General features: G+C 59.5%; 1 protein-coding gene. It reads left to right on the plus strand.

What is annotated here, in order from left to right:
- The first annotated feature begins 193 nt into the window (after window positions 1-193).
- Window positions 194-451, plus strand: coding sequence for a transcriptional regulator domain-containing protein (locus NKI29_RS33390; protein WP_352798701.1), 258 nt, complete (start codon window positions 194-196; stop codon window positions 449-451).
- Window positions 452-573: the final 122 nt, after the last annotated feature.

The raw sequence follows: 573 nt of genomic DNA on the forward strand, positions 1-573 counted from the left end.
GGCTGGCCACTCGAACGGCTGTCCGATCCCCAAACAATAGGCAACACGCGCGCCGTTGCCGGATATCTCGACGTCTCAACAGAGAGCTTGGAAGCCCTCCATCGCAATGGCGGACTCAAGGGCCCGGTACTGTGGACACCGGTCATGAAGATCGCCTGAGCCTGGAATCCAACCCTTTCTTGGAAATGATGCAATGGACGAAATAATACCTGGCCCTGCCTGGCCGGACAGGCAAGATGATGGTGACTATGGCTATGTCGAGCGGCTGACCAGCCGAGGCTGGGCCTGGGAATTCCTCAGGCGCAATCCGGACTTCCAGAAGGATCTGGCGAACGCGCTGCGCGGTGCCGAACGCACGAACGCCCGGTCCGTGGATATTATGAGCCTGCCGTCGAACACTGTTGATCTCTCGCGGTGGGGCCTTCTGTTTTGCAAGCTCGAAAGGAACTGATGCGAGCGTCTTTTGGTGCCCCTGGCAATGTCCGCATGTTTTACCGGTTACTGCCGAAATAGCGGCGCGGCCGCGCGGGTTCAACGTGCTCGATCTCGCCACGCATCCCTGCCGCATCTCCA

The organism is Mesorhizobium sp. M0678 (genome assembly GCF_040320505.1).
Taxonomy (GTDB): Bacteria; Pseudomonadota; Alphaproteobacteria; order Rhizobiales; family Rhizobiaceae; genus Mesorhizobium.